The sequence below is a fragment of the Sinorhizobium sp. CB7 genome, from assembly GCF_041357635.1.
Taxonomy (GTDB): Bacteria; Pseudomonadota; Alphaproteobacteria; order Rhizobiales; family Rhizobiaceae; genus Rhizobium.
The window spans coordinates 336,564-354,024 of the sequence record NZ_JAULLL010000003.1 but is presented as its reverse complement, the minus strand read 5'-3'; the positions used below and the strand labels follow the sequence as shown (position 1 = coordinate 354,024).

Sequence of the window (17,461 nt, the reverse complement as noted above, 5' to 3'; positions counted from 1 at the left end):
TAGCGGCCCGAAGGGGAGGCGGGACCGACTGCCCCGCCCGTGCATTCCGCTTTCATCTAGGCAGCCCAATAAGGAACATAGCGTGCATTCCTTTTCCCCTGATCGGGGTCGGCTGGCGCAATACGTCCAAGCTTGATCGATTCGGCAATAACGGCAGAAACGGCCTGATATTCTTCCGGCGGCAATGAGAACCGCTCTCTCAGCGTCGCATTGCTCATGTAGTCATGGGTCAGCCAACGTAATATGCAGTGAAAAAAGCAAGCCCGCAGCTTCTCGGCTTTCGACATTTGGCCAAAGGTTTTCGGCGCGAACAGCACGACGCGCATTGAATTTTCGGATGAAATGAAGTCGGGTGCGGGCAGATGCTGGGCCTCGATCTCAATAAGGGTCTTATCGAGGCCACCCCCGCGCTCCTCGCAAAGACCAAATGAACGCATGGTCGCAGCAAGCTTCTCGTTTCTCGATCGGCGCTCATCGAGAAGGCGGTCTGTGCTGATCAGCGAATTGCCCGGATTGGTGACTTCGATGCGATTATCGTAGATCTCGACAACAGGACCAACGCCGGTCGCTGTGAAGTCCTGGTGTATGAGGGCGTTGGCAATCACTTCACGAACAGCGGTTTCTGGGAAATGAGGCACCATTCGTCGAACGCCGTCCACGTATCGTTCCTCTTTCGGCAGTCGCTCCATAAGAAAGCGCATCATGCCGGTAAAGCCAACGGCATACCCTTTCTTGCCCTCCTGTTCGAAATCGGAACGAGATTTGTCGCGGCCGACATACTTGATGATGCGAATGGTCTTGCCCGCAATGGACGGAAATGCGGTAACATCGCGAGCCAACATAATGGCGCCCAGGTTGGTGATGTCGAACCTGTTTTCAAGGTTATCGAGTAGAAAGCCGGCATCTACCATCTTCCGAATTGTTTCCTGGGCATTTTTCGGTTTGGGCTCACCTGTCAGTTCGTAAATCGGGTCTGGGTCAAGCGTGGCGAAAACATCGTCCGCTGTGACATTCGCCGAGGCGACTGCAGTCTCGAAGCGTCGCCTTCCTGTTGCTATCCAGAGCGCTCGCTCGTGCTCTGGAAACTCGGCGAGCTTCTTCTTGTTCTCGCCAATCCGGATAAATTCGGTGCCGGCGAATTTAACGGGCCTCTCATAGGATGGCTCAATTGCAACCACGGAATAGGCTAAGCCATCGCAGGCAAAATCCAGGACTTCGATGAGTACCCGCGGCTCGACCATTCGGACCAGCCAGTTGGTAAAATCCTCATTGCCGTATTTCTCTTGCCGCAGGCGGAGTTCTGTGCCAACTCGCCTCTTTGTTCGGTCCTCAACTCCGAACACCAGGAAAGAGCGGTCTCGCCCTGCAAGCATAGCCGAATTCGCAAGGGCCGACACATATTCCCCAATCTCGCGCGGGTCTTTATTATTGACCTTGAATTCCAGCCATGCGCTTTCAATGGGTTCGTCCAGCAATCGGTTGAGAAGTGCGCAAGGATCGTGAATCGGCATCGGGCTTCCTCGTTTTATCCCCCTTATATCAGATTCGGTGGTTTAAGAACCGTGCAGTCCGCGGAGATGGCGGAGTTTTCCTATAAAAAACAAAGCGATACCGCTGGTATTTCGATGCGGATTTTTATCCGCGTTTTGAACGCTAAGCTCTTTTTTGCTGTTTCATTCGACTCAACCAGATCACTCGCCTTTATCCGGGTTTTGTGAGAGTGGATTGACGCTACCAATGAAAACAACGGCATAACCGTTTCAGGTCTAGGACCGGTTATATCATGGCGCTCCTTCAACCTCCTCATCAAACAAAGGCTCCCAACTTTGGTTGGGCCGCTTGCCAAATCCGACTAGGATATGGGCAACAAGCACCGCCTCCGCGCAGGCGGGATTTCGGGAGTTCTCGACATGCTAAGGGCGGAACAAGGGCAGCCGCAGGAGCCTCAGCATAGCGGCCCATAGGGGAGGCGGGACCGACTGCCCCGCTCGTGCGTTCCGTGCTTTTGGACCGGCATTATTGCCACCACCTCCTCACCGGGGCCGCATGGGCGAGGCGCGGCTGATGGCGCTGTTGCAGGAAAGCTTGGCCGTGGCCGTCAAGATCGGGGCGATGCAGCCGCAGGATACCCGCCGGGTGATCCCCGGATCAAGTCCGAGGACCGACACCACCGTACAGCCGAAGAACGTGATGTTCCCGACCGACGCGAAGCTGATCCAGCGGGCGCGCGAGCGATTGGTGCGGCTGGCGAAGAAGACCGGCGTGAAGCTGCGCCAGAGCTATGTCCGGGTCGGCAAGCTGGCGCTGATCAAGCACCAGCGCTACGCCCATGCCAGTTCAAACGGGCCAACAAAGCGCTGCGGACGCTCAGGACCTATCTCGGCCGCACCATTCGCGACATTCGCCGCCAGATCGGCGATGACGAGAAGTTGCGGGCCGTCTTCCTGTGGCCGCTCCACCAGGCATCAACGGTTCCGGAGCAGCGGCAGCGCCAGCGCGGCCGCAAGATCTACAGCCTGCATGCGCCGGAGGTCGAATGCATCGGCAAGGGCAAGGCGCACCGGCCCTACGAGTTCGGCGTCAAGGTCTCGGTCGCGACCACGCTCAAGCGCTCAAAGGGCGGCCAGTTCGCCCTATATGCGAAGGCGCTGCCTGGCAAACCCTATGACGGCCACACGCTGGCAACCATTATTCCCGACATGGAGAAAACCATCGGCAACGAGATCGCCCGCATCCTCGCCGATGCCGGTTACCGCGGCCATAATGCCCCGAAAGCCACCGGTTCCGGGTCTTCACCAGCGGCCAGAAGCGCCGCGTCACCCCGGCGATCAAGCGCGAGATTCGGCGGCGCGCCGCCGTCGAGCCGGTCATCGGCCATCTCAAGGCCGAGCACCGCATGGGCCGCAATTATCTCGCCGGCGAACACGGCGACGCCATCAACGCCGTCCTGGCCGCCGCCGGCTACAACTTCTCGCTCCTCCTCAATTGGTTGAGGCAGCTTTTGTGCCTGCTGCTCGCCTGGCTGCACGCTGGAGCGAAACCGCGAACCGTTTAGCGCTCATCATTGTTCACGGTCGACTCATTAATCTATCGCAACAAAAGCGGACGTCCACGCGTCGATGGGACTCCACTTCAAACATCTGCGTCTCTTTGTCTCTCGAACGTTTGCTGAGCGACCAAAGCCTTGGCTGCTGGGTGACACCAATGGTATCGCAATACACGGGCGGAGAGGTCCGTTTCGTTCCGTTGCCCTCGTTTCGAAGGTCCATCTCTTTTTCATCGACGAGGATGGCCGTGACCTTGTCGATGTCTGCGAGGCGGGCGAGGGTTTCATTGGCAATTGACGTCACGAGTTGGCGATACGAAACCGAACTGGTTCCATGAACATCTCGCATTCTTCACATGAACTCGTTAGCGAGAAGCCGAGGCGGATCGGCAGCTTCGGCCCCCCTGCAGCCGGCGAGTCTAGTCGATTTCGTCAATCTCGGAGCTGATAACTGGCGGCAGGCGAATAGAATTCGCAATAAGTCATTGTGATTACTTGACACGTAAGTCGCGAAGCTTAGCCTGAGATCCCGCAACTGAGAGCTTCATGCGGAGTGCGTCGGTGATTTGGGCTGTCGCAGGTATTTGTAGCGCTTGTGTTGCCGCCTACGTATGTATGCCACGCCATGCCGACTTACGCCGCTTCACGCCAAATCAGATGGCTGGGTTTGAGACATCGATGTGGCACAGTTACTACGATCGGCGGTACTTTCGCCTGCTGTTTGGTTTATATCGATCGTCACGGCATGTTGGGTTTTCGCCTTTCCAATGCATAGCGATAGCGTTTCAAGCCGGCAGAGCGGCGTTCATTTTTCAACGCTCACGATCACGGCTGCAGGCGCAGCGAGCTTTGCCATCGCTGAGAGCCTACTACTCGATTCTATCGCACGCTGCGCCCGCTCTGTACTCAGTCGACCTTGCGGCGAGATGCGAACTTGAATGGTGGCAGGGGCGCCGGGAAAACGTCGCCCCCGAGGTCTATGGCCTCTCGATCGCTAAGGTGGCGTCTCTGGTCTATGGCGTCGAGGGCGAAACGGTCGAACGCTCCGGAATACTGCGAGCGGAAGCTATGGCTTTTCGAGACGCACGGCGTAGGACGATTACTAACGAGGATTGGAGCTCGATAGAGGGAATGCTCCAACGTTCCTATGCGCTGCTGTTGAAGGCGATCGAAGAAAGCGGCGCAGTTAGCGCGCATACCTAATGCTCGAAATCCCCTCCAACTGAAAAGTAGTTTCGAACGACGATTTGAAACCCGACGATGGAGCAACCATGAATAACAGGCGCGAGGCAACCTATGCTGTGGGCGGGTATTATTATCAGATGAGCTGCAGTGTGTTGGCGTGGTTGAATCTTGCTGAGGGTGAAAGGCTCTACATCGAGGATTACGAAGACTACGCGATCAGGTCTGCGAACCTACATAGGCTCGTTCAAATCAAGAAAACTAGCGGGCCATTGTCCCTGCGTACCGCCTCTGTGATCTCGGCTATACAAAGCTGTTGGACATATTCATTGACCGTCTTCCCCACCACCGAATTTTTCTATCAGAGTACCGCAGAGCCTTGTGTCGAAAAAGGAAGTCCATTCGGCCCAGGAGTGACAGGCATTTCGACCTGGATGAAGATCGCTTCCTCTTCAGATCATTCATCTCTATCGAAGGAGATCGCGGAGACACGAGCATTTCTGTTGAGCGCATTGGAGGGTGATGACCAAGCCGATCTGGTGACCTTCGTCGCAAATGCGAGTGACGGCGCCTTCGTGGATCGGATAATACGGCCGGTACGCTTCGTCACGTCTGCCCCCGATCAGGAGGCAATCGATGCTGCGGTAATCGACCGACTAGTGGAATATGGAGCTACAATTAATGTCACGGCTACCGATGCTGGCGCTGCTTATTCAAAGCTTGTCCAACTGGCTTGGGAATGTGCCAAAAGTAGCGAGAAGCGGGTTCTTCGTCGCTCAGACTTTATGTATGAATTCGAGCAGGCGACCGGAGCCTGGGTGCCGAAAGCATTTCTCGGGAAAAGGGCGGCCGTTGGCAACGCATCGTCAATTGATTTATTGACGCCAGTCGTCCTGACGATCGTGGCGCTGTGTGTCTTCATTCACGAGTTCTGGAGCCTACTATCAGCAGCGCTCATTTGTCCTTTCTATCTTTCATATTCGCGCACTCGGCATATTTTAGAGGACGGGGGATCAAAGGAGAGTGAAGGCGACCGATCAGAATACCGAAGATTTCGCGACAGTTTGCAGCGCAGCCCTTACATAACACAGATCTTCCGCGGAATTGTTACAAAGGTACTTGAAGAGACGGCGCTCTTCTTCGGCGGACCTCACCTTAAGCCAGAAGGATCCCAGTTTGTAAAACTCTGGCCACCGGCGCCCCTTTGGACACATCGAGCTTTCGATCGATGTCTATGGCTTGCTATCATCTATCCGTTGACATCAATCGTTGTAGCATGGGCGCTTTCTGGAAAAGTGAGCCAAGCGCAAGCGGTTCTAAAGCTGCCTGCAGATCTTCAGCGCTGGCAACTGGCTCTCCAAGTAGGTGCACTTCTCTTCGAAGCTTACGCGATCTGGAAGATTATGAGCACAAGAGGATGGACAAGCGCCGTTTGGGCCATTGGAGGAGGAATAGCGGCGATCACCGGGGTCGTCGGCTTGGCAAACGTCCGCGGGCCGGCCATCGTGTTCGCATCCGCGGCGGTTGGTGCCGTGGCGACCGGCGTAGTCGCTATTTTATTTTTGAAAAGAGTGGGTGCTTTGCGTGGCTCTGTCCAAGGCGTTGCGGCAATGTTTGGAATACTTATCAGCACCTTCGGTTATGCAACGATCGGCATATTGCATCCGATCGCCGGCGGCGTAGCCGGAGGGGCGATCGCGATCTTGGTTACGGGAATTGCGTCTTATACGATCAGGCGATTGAACCTTCTGCTTGGGGCGGCGCGCACTCTTGCCCTCACCTGGCTCATCCTAGTCGGACTTAGTTTTTCTTTTGCGCGTCTCATTTCAGCCGACCCAACGTGGGGAAAGGCCGGCCCGATGCTTTTATTCATGGGCTTGCTCCCACTGCTCAACACGCCCTTCGACTGGATATCGATAGGCACGACGCGTTACCTGTTACAAAGGGGGATAGATCGTGGTGGCTGGTGGCCGCTCGTCTATGCTGTTGCTGATGCCGCTATCGCCGTACCCCTTATCGCGCTCTTAGCAATTACCCTTGTCGTGGGAAATCAGACTTTCAACGAGTGCTCACTTCGTCCCGTCGTTGAGCTGCGCCCTCTGCTCGATGGAATATCTGCCAACCCATTAAGTGCCGAATATTGGTGGGCCTACCTTCTACTCCTTTCGACGCTTATTCCCAGTATGGTGAACTTGATGATCGGAGGCGCGTCGCTGTGTTGCGGAGCACCGGGACTGCCGAAGATCATGTTGCGATTTATGCCGGTTGACGGCCCACCTTCGAAATCGAATGTCGCGTGGATTTCTCTAGTTTATGCTTCCCAAATCGTCGGCGGGATGGCAATTGGTATCGCCTTTCAATTTTTTCTTGCGCTCTTGATAATAGGATACGCCATGCCGTTCGTTGGGGCGGATCTTCTGCAAATGTGCGAAGATATCTTCGAACTCAATATACCCAAGCTTGCGGGGTGTTAGGCATGCATTGGCGTTCGACGTCGGGGTCCGCTATACCGCCAGGGCACGGACGCCAACGGCTGTGCTGATCATGACTTCCTTTTCCGAGTGACTGTTAGCGATGGCCCCAGTGCTGGCGCGCAGGGTCGCAGCATCCAGATTTTCGAGATTGCACGGTAGAGGTCGCTGATCAGATGTGGACGGGTCACGAGGATGGTCGTCCTCAGCCAAGTTCGAACTCCAGCCAGTAGTCGCCTTCTCGGGTAACTCCGTCGACAGAGGTTGGTGCATCGCTGATGACGAAGGGATCCTCACGTTTTGTCAGCTCTGCAAGAAGAGCAGGATGCGGGATACCCTTCCAACGAGAGTAGGGGGTCATTGAGATCATCGCACGTACCTTGCCGCCATGCTTGTTCTCCCTGCCCACCAGATCCCGCAGCAATGTTGCCGGGGTTGCATTGTGGCTAGCATGATGCCCGATCTTGAGGAAGGTGACCTTGCCAAGCAAGTTCACAGCCTGGTCGTCGGCTAATACGCGTTCCCACGGTCCCCATTGGGCATCGCCCGGAAACAGAAGATAATCCTCGCCGATCTTAAAGAGCAGGATCAAGCTCGTGTTGTTCAATTCGGCATCAAGTTCAGCCGCAACCGCTTCATAAAGCCGTTTCTGCGAAGCCGCTTCGTCAATAGCCTGGCCGTCAAAGCCGGGCCAAAAGGCGCTCTCATCCACCCAGTCTTCTCCGAACGGACGGACTTTCTCCCTGTTGCCATCGATGTCGACATTGAAACCGTCAAGGAGGATTTGACTGGTTGGCGGGTCAGCTTGGTTCAGGGCATCCCTCGTGCGAGGAGGACCAAGAACAAATATATCGACACCGGGCAGAACCGCGCATTCGATTTTTTCGACGACCGTGTCTCCCTCCGGGTAAAATTTTGGCGCAACCTTCTTTGCAAAGCCACCATGCAATACGGCAAGACAGTCATCGTTCGACAGTGCGGCCGCGGCGACGTCAGCGAGGAGCGGGTCCAGTTCCAAGCCCAAAGCTGCCTGTTTCTCGACTGCGAACTGCAGCGCTTTCGCCCGCTCCTTTTGCTTTTTCCAGAGCTTTTTTGCTTCGGGGTCGGTAGGCGACTCGATCCAGGGCATCCAAACTTCGCCAACCTCGACTGCGGCCCACTTCCTGTTCGCAAATCCCGAAATATGATCAGCATGCCGATGGGACATCACGAGCAGGTCTATCCGAGCAACGCCGTCGCGATCTGTGACATCGGCGATAAGCTGATCAGAAATTTGCTGAATGTTATAGTGTTTGTTTTTCAGTGAACCGCAGTCGATCACAACCCGCATCGGACGCGGATCGCCAAGGATCTGCAGAAGGAAACAATCACCGCAGCCGACATTGTACATGCGCACGCGGATCTTTGCCTGCTGGACCTCTGCAACCGGCTCGTCCAATCTGGCCTTGGATTTCGTTATTCTCAGCTTGGCCATGCGTTCATACTTCGCCGTGGAGGGCGCGGAACTGCGCGCGCAGCTTCATACGATTTTGCAGGTACTCCTCGTCAGCGAAAGCCATCATAGGATCCCGCCGATCGAGCTCTTCGAGACAGAGGTCGGTGGCGTGGAGGCGGGCGGTTGCCGTTTTTCGAAATTCCGGCGGCAGGTTTTCACTTTTCATCGGCTTAGACGCTATGTAACGAACCTCGCCTTCGCTGCCGAAAATGACTGTTGCGCCGCCTCTGAATGGAATGCCTTTGAACCGCTCTCTGGTCTGTTCATCGATCTGCATAAACTGCGCGACGAACTCGATCACCAGTCGCTGATCCGATGTAACCCGGTGGACGGCGTGAAACCCGACGACTGCGACCTTGAGATTTGGGTCAAGCCCGAAAATGTCTAGATTGAGCCGTGCATAGTGCGTCAAAGCGCTGAAAAGCCCGTCGCGCAATACTCGGTCGCCTCCAACCTCTGCCTCTGCCTCGTCCGTCTCGATCACGGTACTCTCGTAAGCGGCGGTTGCGCTTTCGCTTTTGTTACGCGACCTGCTTCGGCGCGCAATACGACCCTGGTCCAAGGCAGTTGCTGAATAGTTGAGGAACCGACGAGCATCCTCGAGAAGGCCAGCGTCGAGTGGTGGGGGCTGGCCGTTGATCTGGCTGGGCCACAGCAGCGATTCTTCCGCCAGTGAAACCACGCCTGCAGGGTAGATACCCCGCTCGCGAAACGCCTCGATGATGGAAAACCGCACTTCGTCGCTGTCTTGCGGGTTAAGCTCGAAATCGGACGTCACGAGGGCTCGAAGGAAATCCCCGAATGTCACATCGACCGGGGGCATATAGTCGAAGGCTCTAAAGCACATTCGCAGAAAGCGCTCCGCCAGTTGCGAGGCTTCGCTCGCAAGCCGGTTCACGAGATCGGGGTGCAGCCTACCGGTGGGCAACTGTCCGGATCCGCCTGTCGCGATACGAAGCAGGTCGGCGACGCGTTTCTGATAGGCATCGAAGTATCCGCCAAAAACTGCGCTGACCAGGATTGCACCACGGTCGTGCGGCTCATGCGTTCCAGCCAATTTCGGGCTCTTGCCAATGGCAGACCGCAGGGCCTTGCCCCTGCCGGCCGCATAACCGAACTGCTGGGCGAGTTCGACAAGCATCTCGGACTTATGCAACATCCCCTGCGAGGTCTGAATGTGCTCAGCGAGTAGCTCTCGGTATGAAAAGCGCTAGAATAGGGCGACGATGTCCGAAAAAGCTTCATGAAATGCCAAGACGTCGATGTTGCTAGGCTCGATGAAATAGGGGCGAAGGCGGTGGACGATGACATGGGTCATCTCATGTGCGATGATGTCGTGAGACAGACAGGTGAAGACAGTCTGGCTTGGTATGTTCGGACCGGGTGAGACGGAGTCTGCTTGGAAATAGCCAAACATGATCGCGTCCAGTTCAGGATCGAAGAAGGCGTTCTTTCCGCAAAATGCGTGGGGGACGAGACGAAGCTTAGTTTGCGTGGAGCTTTTCCTGAAGTTAATCGGCCTGCCGAGCGCACGTCTCGCACTTTCGATGACCTTCATCGCCACCGCATAGACCATCTGCTGATGAAATCTCGGATCGGATTCGCTGGGCGCTAGCCCCGACTCCATCAGCAATGCGGGATCATTGAGATCGACAGCGCGGTAGAATGTCTTGTTCCAACCATCGTAATCTATGACCTCGACGATCTCCCCGACAGGGCCTGGAGAAAGCTCCGGTTCATTGTCAACCTCGACTGTTATCCTGTAGGGAGCCCGCCGGCCGCTCATCGGATCGGTAGCATAGATTCGAAGTTTTCGCTTCTCCGCAGCCCTCGTCGCGTAATCACTCACGAAGCGCTTCATGTGATCCCCCGAAGACTGACCAACAGACTGCTCGCGCAATAGTGGCATTTATTGCCGATAAGTCAACTGGCTGCTTGAGGTCACTTGCTGGTGATCGATATCGATGACGCGCGTCCGCAATTACGCATCGGTGCGCCGTCGTTCTCGGGCTCATCAATCTTCCGATCCCGGCAGCTCTAGACCAGCTTCCGCAATGAACGGACAGGGGCGATTGCGCCCGTCAGAGTAGTCAGAGGCGACAAGCAACACTCTCTTTGCTCGCGTTATTCCTACGTAGAACAGCCGACGCGTCTCATCATACTGTTCTTGCGCGCGGGTTGAAAAATGGGGCAGATGTCCATGGTTGATGCGGATAACGGCAACAGCATCGAATTCCCGGCTCTGGAATGTTGCATCGTAATCAGCTTGAGAGCCTTTTCCGGATTGAGGCATTTGGTGGTAAGCTCACGCTCAAAGGTGGTCGCTCTCAGAAAGACCTGCACGAAATCGTTCTCAAGCGCCATCAAGTCTGGAGCGGATTCGTCCGGATCAAAATCAAGTGCATCGGCGTCTGACGGTATGAGGTCAGCATCGGCGTAATTGCGCATCTCTTTTCTAGCGAGCCACGAGCGAAGAGCTTGGCATAAATATCGAAATGCACCCTGTGGATCGCCGTAAGAGAGATTCCGACACGCTCCAGCTTTATCTTGTGCACGCTTTCAATAAGGGCCGGTATCAGAAAGAGCTCCACGGCCCCATCAACGGGCATGACCTTCCATGCGTAAAGGAGGCTGCCTTTCGTGGAATCCAGATACCGTTCAAGATCTGAAATTTCGCCGCCGGTCAATTTCGCGTTCAGAGCAAGATTGCCGGCAGCGATGCTCGGATCGCTTCGCTTCGTAAGCGATACGATTGTCTTGAGCGAAACCTGTGACGTGGATGACAAGGCGCCGAACGGCTCGTCATCGCTCTCGCCTCCGCCTTTGGAAGCAAGCGCGTGCTCCTTACCGCCGACGAGCATCCCAAGGTGCTGACAGCTTCTCTTCGTGCGCTACCCGCAGACGAGCGCCGGTTTGACTTGGTTAAGCTTTCGCAACACGGCAGCCAGGGCAACCTATCCCGCCTATTCCTCGACGTGGTCCGTTGCAGTCGGTTCACTATCCGAAGCGTGCATGGGCTGGTTGAAGATCCCGGTCTGAAAGCTCTCCTGAAGCATCTGCACGACCCGTATATTTTACTCGACTAATTCAACCTAATAGTGCACTCTTGAAATGGGTCGAATGAGGAGGGGGATATGATCCAAGTAACTTTGCACACCGGCCAGCAAGTTGAGATTGACGGTACTCACGTTTTGAGAATTCGTCGTGCGACCAAGGGCGAAAATCCACTGGGGAAGAAATCGAAGGTATTGCTTACTCGTGTGGATTGGGACGATTTATACTATGTAACAGATGATCCGGAAGATCTCGCAACAAGGGTCGCCGCGGAGCTGCCGACGCTTGATGCACTCAACACACCTAAGCTCGGGCCTTTGTGGTTCAATGCAAAGATATGTGTCGGGCCGAGACATCTAGCGCAAGGTTTCCGCAGAGATGGAGTGAGGTCCGCCCTATCCATCGGCAATCTCAAACCTCTTCAACTTGTCTCAGACTCACCGCAAGACGTGGCGGCAATTATTCGCAAGCATGGCGGCAGGGTATTGCCAATACTAAGCGACGAAAAGTTTGCCGACCTGATTGCTGGCGTGCACTTGCTTGCTCTCCCAATCGCGGACTGGGCAGCCGGTTCTTAGTGTTCTCGCGCCGGTTTTCTGGACCCTTGAGGACGAGGTCGACATCACCGGTCTGCGTGCCCCGAAGATCAATCCGGAGAGACCGGTTACGGAGACGCATGACCACCTGTGGGTCGAACTGACATTCACAGTCGCATGACAGTGGAGGCACCCATGAGCAACCCACCCGACATCACTTCCGAAAATAGCAAAACAGGGACGGCACCCGTAAGCGACCCACCCGGCACCACTTTCAAAGCTGTCCAACTTGAGGTTCTTAAGGAGGCTGAGCAGGACTACAGCCGCTATGTCGCGACGCTTGAAGACATACTTCTGAAGCATAAAAGCAACCATGACAACTACTATTGGAAAAGACGCCAGGAATACGACAATGTGCATCGCTGGCGCCGAATCCTGACGTGGCTGGGAGTGATCGGGATCGTACTGACGATCGCGGCAGCAGTGGTCCGCTACTGCGCGGCGGCGGGGTTGATTGCCGCCGGTTCGCGCTTTGGCGTGCTCGATCTCTGGTTTCTGACGATGGCGCTACTGGCCTACGGCGCAATGACGGGCATCACCTTCTACCTGCAGACGAGCGATCAGGCCGGCGGATATTTCCGCAGCGTTCTGGCGACTTTCGTCGTGCGCGACGCCTGGACAGCCTTCCTGTTCGAGGCTGCGAAGCTGCGCCTTGAAACACCGAAGGATGCGCCGGAGGAAAAAGCCCTGAAGCAGCAGTGGCTAAATGCGGCGGAGAGTTTCTGCAAGGTCATCGATGCTGCGTCGGTCAAGGAAGCCAGCGAATGGAGAGGCGCCTACGAAGCCACGCTGGACGTTCTGTATAAGGCAGCCGCCGAGGGAGTGAAGGGCAGCAAGACAGAGCTGGACAACACGATCGCGGAGCTTAAAAAGGTTGCAGCCGAGGCCAAGGACGCAACCAAACCAGCCGTCCTCAATCTGGACGTCAAATTCGCGGAGCCCGGTGAAGCAATCGTCACCGTGGACGGCAGCGTGGCAGCAAGGGGCATGCATCGATCGTTCGCCCTCGTCAATCTTAAGCCTGGGATGAAAACGATCCGGGCCGAGGTCGCTATGGCGGATGGCAAGAAAGCGGTCGCCGAAAAGGCAGTCCTGCTCGGGCAGGGGATCACCAACCTCGAGCTGAGCCCTCGGCCTTAGATCGATGATGAAGAGGCTAGAGACAAGCTGATGCCGCCGTCCGGTCGGAGCTCTGGGTCACCACGGCACTGAGGAGGAGAGGGGGAGAGAATGGCAATTACAATCAATGGAGAAGAGAAAAAGATTGGACTTGCGCTGTCTGGGGGCGGATTCCGAGCGGCTGCATTTCATCTCGGTGTTTTCAGGGAGCTCAAAGAACTGGAGCTGCTTGACAAACTCGATCTTCTGACGTGCGTCAGTGGTGGTAGCATCGCAGGCGGGTTCCTCGCAGCCAATTGGGATAAGGCAGACGTGCTTGATCGGCTGGAGGCATATCTATCGACAAAGTCGATCGCAGTTTCTTCTGTTGTCGGAGGTCTCTTAAGCCCGTTCGACACACGTCTGGAAAAGCTCGCCGAAACCTATGACCGTGATCTATTCGCCGGTGAAACCTTATCCTCTCTCCGGAATGGACCCCGCATCTACTTCAACGCAACAAATCTCGCGACGGGGAATATGTTCTTCTTCGTGGCTGGCAAGGCCCTGGCGGCAGGGGAAGATGCCGACGAGACTATGGGGGAACATGAGAGCGGTACAGCGGTTGCCAGCGACTATCCGATCAGCCATGCCGTTGCCGCTTCGTCCGCATTTCCGCCGGTCTTTCCACCGTTGCGGATCGACGCTCACGTCTATCCAAATGCGCTTACCGAATACGTCACTCTGACAGACGGTGGCGTATACGACAATCTTGGCGTCAATCCACTACTGCGCACGCGGCGCAACCCTGTTGACTATTGTATTGTCAGCGACGGCGGAAAGCCGTTCAGCATAGTCGTGGAGCCAACCGAATCGGGCACGATCGTATTGAAAGAAGCGATCAACATTCTGATGGAGCAGGTAAGAGGCTTGCAGTTCACCCGACTACAACTGGCACACGAGGCAAAGAAAGGACCGAAGCCGTTGTGGTTTTCCATCGACAGTGTGGAAGGTGAAGAGCGACAGGGAGATGCAGCGTTCGCCTCACTCATCGGTACCAATCTGAAGAGCTTGAGCGCAGCGGAAATGGACGTGCTGGTGCGCCATGGACGAGCACTTGTGCGTGCTCGTTTGAAGCGATATGCGCCGGAGCTTTTTCAATGACTGGCGACAGCCCAGGCTACGACGATATTCGCGCAAGGTCATGCGCGAAACCGTCGGTTAATCGTGCTCGGCAAGCGTGTCGGCCGGCGACCTGCACGAGACCGATTTGCAGGACTGTCGCTCCACAAAATAAAACGGATGCGCAAAAAGCACACAGAGATCACATCACCATCGGTGTAGATCACCTCGAAAGGAACCGATACGGCCTGCCATCGTCGGCGGCGGTATTCCAGACGCTCGCCGAGATGCCCGAACACGCGCGCTTCGACACAGGATTGACGTCCAAATAGAGTTCAGCCTGCCAGAGTTGAATGCCGCTCTCAGGCGTATGATCTTCGTCAACATTGAAACAGCTTCGAATAGCCCAAGCTCCACGAAGTCGGTCCATTTTTGACCGCACTTCCGTTCGAGTCAAACAGGCCTATGCGGCTTATCCGACGCTACTGCCCAAATCCGAGGCCGTTAAACAGGCTATGAGCGGGCTTCCGACGGGTTGAGCAGACACCGATTCAGCCCTGCGGTTGATCATGTCCGGCATGAACATCCGTGCGAACAGCAGCGACAGCAACGGCGGTTGCAGCCACTTCGCCAGCGGTATGGAAGGGGCGAACAAATTTGATGGGTGTGCCGTTGATATCCGTCAAGTGGCCGTTCCAGGCTTGCTGATAAAGTGTCTTCAAATCAGATTTGTCAGCCGATGTCAGCCTGCTGTCGTCACCATAGTTCATGATACTGAACTTATTGTGGGCTCCAAACACCTCGGCGGGCCAAGCAGTTTCCTCAACAAGCGCAAAGAAGTGCCTTAGGCCGAAGATATGGCCGATCTCATGAATCAGAGTCTCGACCTGTTCTTGCCGATCCTGACTGAATAGCTTTGGGTAAATCGTCAACTGATGCTGGCCCGCGTCCGGGAAGAACGCACTGGCAAGAACGCAGCCGGTCACGTTGCATTCGTCGGCCTCTCGCACGACGATCTCGAAATCCCATGCGTCGTCTCTTCGGGCAAACTTGACGGGAGCCGCCTCCCCCCAGGCCAGGATCGCTTCACCTAACAACTGTTCGATCGCGGTCTTTGCCCCTTCTGGATCTTGGAAGATCTGGAGAGATCCTTCCTGAAACCGCCAGCGAAGTGTGGCCCCTTTCTCCCATAAAGGCACGAAACCTTCGGAAGCGTCGACCACGATCTCAAGTGGCGAACGACCGCGTGGACTGGAAAAACCGCGATTTTCCGTATCACAACGAACGCCGTTTCGGATGATATGAACATGTCGATCGGCCATTTTTGCCGCCTCTTTAGGCGTGCGCAAAGTAAAAGGACTGCTTTCAGTCGACGTTAGCATAGCTTTTTTTGTGGTGGTGGCACGTCCCATCGCTCCCCTCCTAGCAATTTCTCTGGTACTTGATGCACCAATACGGCGTATCGCAAAGCTCAAGCTTCTTGCGGAAGCTTGCGCCTAGGTTAAACCTGCGATGACGAGTATTAGTTGAGTTAGCAATAGATAATACACTATATTTTAGGCTGGAGTTCAACCTTAAAGTTAAGCCCGTAAGACATACGCGCCACAAAAATCGGCACTCTGTGAATTTCTCGGCACCGTTGGCGGGGACTTACCGTGACCAGTCCATTTTCATGCAAAAGGGCTAATGGTTAAGCGGCCGATTTTCTAGTTAGCCGAGCGGGGATTCGGTTTGACGATGACGGCGGGCGCGGCCCCCAAATCGAGGCCGGCCGGAAGTGTTCCGCACTCATGAAATGCCCGGTGTGTTCATGGTATGTTCTTTTAATCGTTTTCCCGGTAGAGTTCCAAAAGTTTCCAAGCAAATCTATGGTGCGCTATGAACTTTATCACGCCGATTCGATTGTCACAGAAACACGCAGGCGCATACTTCACGCCCGATGATATTGCCGCAAGTCTGGTGCGCTGGGCGATACGACGAGCTGACGACCGCTTGCTTGATCCGTCCTGCGGAGATGGCGGCTTCCTCGCGCACCACCGCAATGCCGTCGGCATCGAGCAAGATTTCGAATCCGCAAGGACAGCGATGAGCCGAGCTCCGTGGGCTCTCGTGCACGAGGGTGATTTTTTCGCCTGGGCCTCAGAAACGAACGAGCGTTTCGAGTGTGCCGCAGGAAATCCGCCGTTCATCCGCTATCAGACATTCAAAGGGGATGTGCGCAAACGAGCCATCGCGCTTTGCGCCCGCCACGGAGCCCAATTCAGCGGCTTGAGTTCTTCATGGGCTCCATTTCTTGTCGCCACGGCAGCACTGCTTTCACCGGGCGGCCGGATAGCGTTTGTGGTCCCGGCCGAGATCGGCCACGCACCCTATGCAGCGCCCCTGTTGGAATATCTCGTCGCTTCGTTCGAACAGGTAAAGCTGGTCGCAGTGCGTGATAAACTGTTCCCAAGTCTCTCCGAGGATTGCTGGCTTCTCTATGCGGATGGCTTCGGTGGGACGACGGATCGTATTGAGTTGACGGAAATGGGCCGGTTCGTCCCTGCAAACGAGCCGCCGCGTTCAACCATATCGATCGACGTCACCGAGTGGCGAACAGTCTGGAATTGCCGCTTACGGCCTTATTTGTTGTCGAAGGCCACGCGTGAGCTCTATAAATCCGCGCTCCGCCATCCGGATACGTCCCGATTTTCCGACTTTGCCAATGTGGGTATCGGCTATGTCAGTGGCGACAACGACTTCTTTCACCTGACGCCGTCAGCCGCGCAGAAGCTTGGCATCCCTGCAGAGTTTCTTCTTCCGAGCGTCAGAAATGCGAAGGCTTTGCCGACGCATAGCATCACGGCTGAGACAGTCAACGCTTGGAAGGCGAAAGATAAGCCGGTGTTGCTGCTGCGTCTGCGACGTGGCCAGAACCTGCCCACTAGCGTCAAGCGCTATCTCGATAGTAGCGCCGGTCGACAAGCACGACTGGGATACAAATGCCGCAATCGCGATCCCTGGTATGCGGTGCCTGATGTCTTGATGCCGGATTACGTGCTTCAGTACATGTCTGGTCGAGCAGCAAACCTGGTTCATAATGCAGCTGGCGTCACGTGCACGAATAGCGTCCACGCAGTTCGCATTCGCGATAAACGCCTCGCGTCCCGGGCGCTCCCGCTCTGGTCTTCGGCCTTCGTCCGTCTGAGCTGCGAGATCGAGGGCCACGCGCTCGGCGGCGGAATGCTGAAACTTGAGCCGCGAGAGGCCGGCAATATTGTTTTCCCGGCGCAATCGTTGGTCAAAACCTTTCCAAATGACGTCTTGGAGGATGCCATCTCGACTATGCAGAAATGGAGGCACTATGCCGGCTGAGATAGACGGCAACATATGTCGGTGGACTACACAGGCTGACGCGCTG

At 55.7% G+C, this 17,461-nt stretch carries 14 protein-coding genes and 1 pseudogene; 7 read left to right on the top strand and 8 right to left on the bottom strand.

Going from position 1 to position 17,461, the window contains the following annotated elements; genetic code table 11:
- Positions 1-56: 56 nt before the first annotated feature.
- On the bottom strand, positions 57-1,511 hold the full coding sequence (locus AAE029_RS08735; protein ID WP_371072425.1) for an ATP-binding protein: 1,455 nt from the start codon (positions 1,509-1,511) through the stop codon (positions 57-59).
- Between the two features lie 526 nt (positions 1,512-2,037).
- On the opposite strand from AAE029_RS08735, the pseudogene AAE029_RS08730 reads away from it, so the two are divergent.
- From AAE029_RS08730 to AAE029_RS08720, 3 genes and pseudogenes are all read left to right on the top strand, one after another.
- A pseudogene (locus tag AAE029_RS08730) lies at positions 2,038-3,055 on the top strand (IS5 family transposase); the annotation flags it as partial.
- A gap of 840 nt (positions 3,056-3,895) precedes the next feature.
- Complete coding sequence (locus tag AAE029_RS08725) at positions 3,896-4,249, top strand: hypothetical protein (RefSeq protein WP_371072424.1); 354 nt, start codon at positions 3,896-3,898, stop codon at positions 4,247-4,249.
- Between the two features lie 68 nt (positions 4,250-4,317).
- Entirely contained in the window at positions 4,318-6,702 is a 2,385-nt protein-coding gene (locus AAE029_RS08720; protein WP_371072423.1) for a hypothetical protein, read from the top strand.
- A gap of 202 nt (positions 6,703-6,904) precedes the next feature.
- Here the strand turns inward: AAE029_RS08720 and AAE029_RS08715 are convergent, their stop codons facing one another.
- The 6 genes from AAE029_RS08715 to AAE029_RS08690 form a co-directional block, all read right to left on the bottom strand.
- Complete coding sequence (locus AAE029_RS08715) at positions 6,905-8,173, bottom strand: hypothetical protein (RefSeq protein ID WP_371072422.1); 1,269 nt, start codon at positions 8,171-8,173, stop codon at positions 6,905-6,907.
- A 4-nt stretch (positions 8,174-8,177) separates the two neighbouring features.
- Positions 8,178-9,335 (bottom strand): hypothetical protein, encoded by a 1,158-nt coding sequence (locus AAE029_RS08710; RefSeq protein ID WP_371072421.1) that lies wholly within the window; start codon positions 9,333-9,335, stop codon positions 8,178-8,180.
- A gap of 69 nt (positions 9,336-9,404) precedes the next feature.
- On the bottom strand, positions 9,405-10,055 hold the full coding sequence (locus AAE029_RS08705; protein WP_371072420.1) for a hypothetical protein: 651 nt from the start codon (positions 10,053-10,055) through the stop codon (positions 9,405-9,407).
- A gap of 153 nt (positions 10,056-10,208) precedes the next feature.
- Positions 10,209-10,388 (bottom strand): 3'-5' exonuclease, encoded by a 180-nt coding sequence (locus AAE029_RS08700; protein ID WP_371072504.1) that lies wholly within the window; start codon positions 10,386-10,388, stop codon positions 10,209-10,211.
- A complete protein-coding gene (locus AAE029_RS08695) occupies positions 10,325-10,642 on the bottom strand; it encodes a hypothetical protein (RefSeq protein ID WP_371072508.1) in 318 nt (105 codons plus the stop codon). The genes AAE029_RS08700 and AAE029_RS08695 overlap by 64 nt, the downstream gene beginning before the upstream one ends.
- Positions 10,558-10,881: a TOPRIM nucleotidyl transferase/hydrolase domain-containing protein gene (locus AAE029_RS08690; RefSeq protein WP_371072419.1), complete on the bottom strand. Its 324-nt coding sequence runs from the start codon at positions 10,879-10,881 to the stop codon at positions 10,558-10,560. The genes AAE029_RS08695 and AAE029_RS08690 overlap by 85 nt, the downstream gene beginning before the upstream one ends.
- Positions 10,882-11,328: 447 nt before the next feature.
- Here AAE029_RS08690 and AAE029_RS08685 point away from each other — a divergent pair, with 447 nt between their 5' ends.
- The 3 genes from AAE029_RS08685 to AAE029_RS08675 all read left to right on the top strand — a co-directional run bounded on the left by AAE029_RS08685 (position 11,329) and on the right by AAE029_RS08675 (position 14,103).
- The gene (locus tag AAE029_RS08685; protein ID WP_371072418.1) at positions 11,329-11,826 is read left to right on the top strand and encodes a hypothetical protein; all 498 of its coding nucleotides are present in this window, start codon (positions 11,329-11,331) and stop codon (positions 11,824-11,826) included.
- Positions 11,827-11,979: 153 nt separating this feature from the next.
- Positions 11,980-12,984 carry a hypothetical protein gene (locus AAE029_RS08680; protein ID WP_371072417.1) on the top strand — a complete coding sequence of 335 codons (1,005 nt, stop codon included), beginning with the start codon at positions 11,980-11,982 and terminating at the stop codon, positions 12,982-12,984.
- Between the two features lie 90 nt (positions 12,985-13,074).
- Positions 13,075-14,103 carry a patatin-like phospholipase family protein gene (locus AAE029_RS08675; RefSeq protein ID WP_371072416.1) on the top strand — a complete coding sequence of 343 codons (1,029 nt, stop codon included), beginning with the start codon at positions 13,075-13,077 and terminating at the stop codon, positions 14,101-14,103.
- A gap of 509 nt (positions 14,104-14,612) precedes the next feature.
- Here the strand turns inward: AAE029_RS08675 and AAE029_RS08670 are convergent.
- Entirely contained in the window at positions 14,613-15,473 is an 861-nt protein-coding gene (locus AAE029_RS08670) for a matrixin family metalloprotease (protein WP_371072415.1), read from the bottom strand.
- A 466-nt stretch (positions 15,474-15,939) separates the two neighbouring features.
- On the opposite strand from AAE029_RS08670, the gene AAE029_RS08665 reads away from it, so the two are divergent.
- Positions 15,940-17,415: an N-6 DNA methylase gene (locus tag AAE029_RS08665; protein ID WP_371072414.1), complete on the top strand. Its 1,476-nt coding sequence runs from the start codon at positions 15,940-15,942 to the stop codon at positions 17,413-17,415.
- The last annotated feature ends 46 nt before the right edge of the window (positions 17,416-17,461 follow it).